Annotated in this window: 1 protein-coding gene; it reads left to right on the top strand. The window is 37.5% G+C overall.

Annotation, left to right across the window (positions count from 1 at the left end):
* Positions 1–179: 179 nt before the first annotated feature.
* Positions 180–3,467 carry a carbamoyl-phosphate synthase large subunit gene (gene carB / locus IHO13_RS04610; RefSeq protein ID WP_225538487.1) on the top strand — a complete coding sequence of 1,096 codons (3,288 nt, stop codon included), beginning with the start codon at positions 180–182 and terminating at the stop codon, positions 3,465–3,467.
* The last annotated feature ends 822 nt before the right edge of the window (positions 3,468–4,289 follow it).

Genomic DNA, 4,289 nt, shown 5'->3' with positions numbered 1-4,289 from the left:
GATAAGGAAACTGGAGAAATCTTTAAGTAGTTTCTTTCGTTTCTATTGGATGACGGCTGGTCAAATCATAATTCTTGTGCAGTTGTGGGTCTAAAGCGGTAGACCATAAGTCTAATAAAAATTCACATATATAGGAAAGATTGGTAACATTAACCTAAATAGAGGTCGTCATTATAATTATGACAAAACGTACAGATATAGAATCTATATTAGTAATAGGAGCAGGTCCAATAATTATAGGTCAGGCGTGTGAGTTTGATTATTCAGGAACTCAAAGTTGTAAGGTATTAAAGAGCGAAGGTTATAAAGTCATTCTGGTAAACTCCAATCCTGCAACTATAATGACGGACCCCGAGTTTTCTGATGCAACGTATATTGAACCTATACTACCTGAGATCATAGAAAAAGTCATAATTAAGGAAAAGCCAGATGCAATATTGCCAACGATGGGCGGGCAAACCGCGCTCAATTGCGCAATGAAACTTGCAGATGATGGGGTATTGGATGCATATAACGTAAAGCTCATTGGCGTGAATAGAGAAGCGATTAAAAAAGCAGAAGATAGAGAATTATTTCGCCAATCTATGGATAAAATAGGACTAAAATACCCTAAAAGTATCATTATAAAAAATCAAGGACAAATAAAGGAAGCTTTGGGTTATATAGGGTTACCTGCAATCATTCGTTCATCGTTTACTCTTGGGGGTGCAGGTAGTGGTATAGCGTACAATAAAGAGGAGTTTATCAACATTGCAGAGAATGCTCTGAAAATTTCGCCAATAAATGAAGTTCAGATAGATGAGTCAATTATTGGTTGGAAAGAATACGAAATGGAAGTTATTCGTGATTGTAAAGATAACTGTATAATAATCTGTTCAATAGAAAATGTTGATCCCATGGGAGTTCATACAGGTGATAGCATCACTGTCGCTCCTGCTTTAACTTTGCGTGATGCAGAGTACCAACAAATGAGAAATGCATCCATAGCAGTTCTGAGAGAAATTGATGTTAGCGCAGGTGGTGCAAATGTCCAGTTTGCAGTTAATCCCAAAGAAGATGGCAGCCTCGTTGTAATTGAAATGAATCCAAGGGTTTCTCGCTCTTCTGCGCTGGCCTCAAAGGCAACAGGTTATCCCATAGCAAAAGTTGCAACTAAGCTTGCTGTTGGCTATTCACTTGAGGAAATACGCAACGATTGTGCACCAATTATACCTGCTGCATTTGAACCAGTGGTTGATTACATCGTCACTAAAATTCCTCGTTTTGAATTCGAAAAATTTAAGGGAACGAATTGTGAGCTATCAACCTCCATGAAATCGGTGGGGGAAGTGATGTCTATAGGTCGCACTTTTAATGAATCACTACAAAAAGCTTTTCGTTCACTTGAAATTGGTCTCACGGGACTTGATGAAGTGTTCTCTGAAGGTACAGATGTTGATCATATAAAATCTCAATTAGCAAAACTGCTACCAAACAGATTACTGATTGCTGCTGACGCAATTCGTCATGGAATAAGCATAGAAGAAATAAATTCGATTACAGGGTATGATTTGTGGTTCTTGCAAAATATACAGCAAATCATCTTAGCTGAACAAAAAATTAAAGAAACTGGTTTACCAAAAACTGCATATAAAATATTAGAACTAAAGAAGATGGGATTTTCAGATGCAAGGTTGGCAAAACTAAGCAGTAAATCTACTCCTGTTATCGAAATAGTTGATACTGGAGCGTCACGCGCTGCAGGCCGAGTAGAGCAAATTGAAGCGATAAGGAAAAAATTTGGTATTAACCCAGTTTACAAACGTGTAGACACATGTGCAGCTGAGTTTGAATCAGGCACTGCTTACATGTATGGCTGTTATGAAGGAGACGTTATAAATAAGACAGAGTGCGAAGCGAATGTCTCTGACCGAAAAAAGGTTGTCATTTTAGGTAGTGGACCAAACCGTATTGGTCAGGGTATTGAGTTTGACTACGCATGCGTGCATGCAGTTTCTGCTGCCAAGGAAATGGGATATGAAACAATAATGATTAATTGTAATCCCGAGACTGTTTCAACTGATTATGATACTGCTGATCGTTTGTACTTTGCTCCACTAACTGTAGAAGATGTGCTTGAAATACTAAACAAAGAGCAAGAAAATGGCACATTAGTGGGTGTCATAGTGCAAATAGGTGGTCAGACACCTTTAAAATTAGCCAAAGCTCTAAATGAAAGAGGTTTTCACATCCTTGGTACATCTTTTGACTCTATAGATCTTGCTGAAGATCGTATGAGATTTAAAAACCTTGCTTTGCGGCTTGATTTAAAACAACCTGAGAACTCTATTTGCCATTCAGTGGAAGAAGCGTTAGCCAACGCAGAGAAAATGGGGTTTCCATTAATAGTCAGGCCATCCTACGTTTTAGGTGGGCAATCCATGTCGATTAAGCACGACATTGAGAGCTTTAAAGAATATGTACTGGATCAGACTAAGATTTTTGAACACGGGTCACTGCTACTTGACAGATTCTTAGTCAATGCAGTTGAGGTTGACGTTGACGCTATATGCGATGGAAAAAAGGTTTTCGTTGCGGCAGTTATGGAGCATATTGAAGAAGCCGGAATTCACTCTGGTGATTCAACCTGCTTGATACCGACAAACAAGCTGAGTGATGAAGTCGTAAAAGAGATTGAATTGCAAACTGAAAGAATAGCTTTTGAATTAAAAGTGAAAGGCCTGATAAACATTCAATTTGCCATTCAAGAGAATGATATATACATACTGGAAGTGAATTTAAGAGCTAGCCGTACAGTTCCTTTTATTTCCAAGGTAGTCAATATTCCTATAGCAAAGCTTGCTACGCAAGTTATTCTAGGCGAAAAATTAGACCAAGAAAGGAAACCTCTTGATCACTTTGCAGTCAAAGCTGCTGTTTTTCCGTTTACACGTTTTTCGGAAATTGACACTCTGCTCGGCCCGGAAATGAAGTCAACAGGAGAGGTAATGGGAATCGACTTATCCTTTGAGGCTGCGCTTGCAAAAGCTCACATGGCTGCAGGATATAAGTTACCAACAGAAGGAAAAGCTTTAATTTCGGTAAAAGATGATGACAAAGAGTATATATTACCAGTTGCACGAATGTTGAAGGGGCTGGGTTTTGAAATATATGCCACTAAAGGCACAGCTTCGTATCTGAGCAATAATGGTATTACTGCAAAAGCTGTAAATAAAGTGAGAGAAGGCAGGCCGCATATAGTTGACATGCTTAAAGATGGAAAAATAAATCTAGTGATTAATACCTCAAGAGGTGTCAAATCAGTCTCAGACAGCAAGGACATTAGAAGAGCTGCTATTTTGCAAAATATAGCTTATAGCACCACAGCGTCTGGAAGCAAAGCGTTAGCACTTGCAATTCAATATGTAAAAAGTAGCGAGCTGGAAGTAAAGTCATTGCAGCAGATACAAAACGCTGTTTATAGTTAATAGAAATAGAACTTTTGCATAGCTTTTAGTAGCACGTCGGTTCAATAGAAAAAAAAATTACTTGACAAATTCTAACAACTTCATTACCACAGCAGCAAGGTTATTTTTAACTCAAAACTTGTATTTGATCTGTAGGCTCAATGACAAAATTCAAAAAAAAACTCAGGGTGTTTTTTAGCAGATTGCATCAAATTATAGCGCCTGCATTTTTTCTACACTTAGCCAAGTTGCGCTTAAATTAAGCGTCAGCAAATTATTATAGCGCCAATTTAAAGTACTATATAGTTAAAACTTGCTACTCGGGGTTTCTTTGCTTTTTTTCATCTGGCAAATTTCTTAAATATTTATTACTGAAGTAGTATCTTTGGTCCCAGTGTCAGAACACTTGGATGACAAGAGAGGAGGTGTTGGGATGATAGGAGAAGGGGTGCTAGAACGACAACATTTGTTGTAAAAACAAACGTTTGCTCATAAATTGTTGCTAGTTATAAATATTTAAGAAACTTACCAGGTAGAAAAAAAAGACAATAAAACCCTGAATTTAAAAATCTGACGTTGGGTGATGTTTTAAACAACTTATTAAGCGCGTTTTAGCTTGTATGGGTAAAAACCCAAAGCTTTAAAAGACATACAGTGCACATAGCACGAAAAATAAAACAATAGTACGCCAAATACAAACCTTCTTGTCATTTTAACCTACACAGATTGGAAAGTTAAATAACTTCATTATCATGATAAGAGGGTTGGAGGAATTTGTCAAGTTGTTTTTTGTTTTTATTGAATGACGACTGGTCAAATCACAATGTTCATGCATTTAGGCTT

The sequence above is a fragment of the Wolbachia endosymbiont of Mansonella perstans genome, from assembly GCF_020278605.1.
In the GTDB taxonomy this organism is placed as follows: Bacteria; Pseudomonadota; Alphaproteobacteria; order Rickettsiales; family Anaplasmataceae; genus Wolbachia.
This window is presented reverse-complemented; position numbering and strand designations above follow the sequence as displayed.

Coding starts and splice junctions, on each gene's coding strand:
- carB (WP_225538487.1), top strand. CDS start 180: ATGACAAAACGTACAGATATAGAATCTATATTAGTAATAGGAGCAGGT.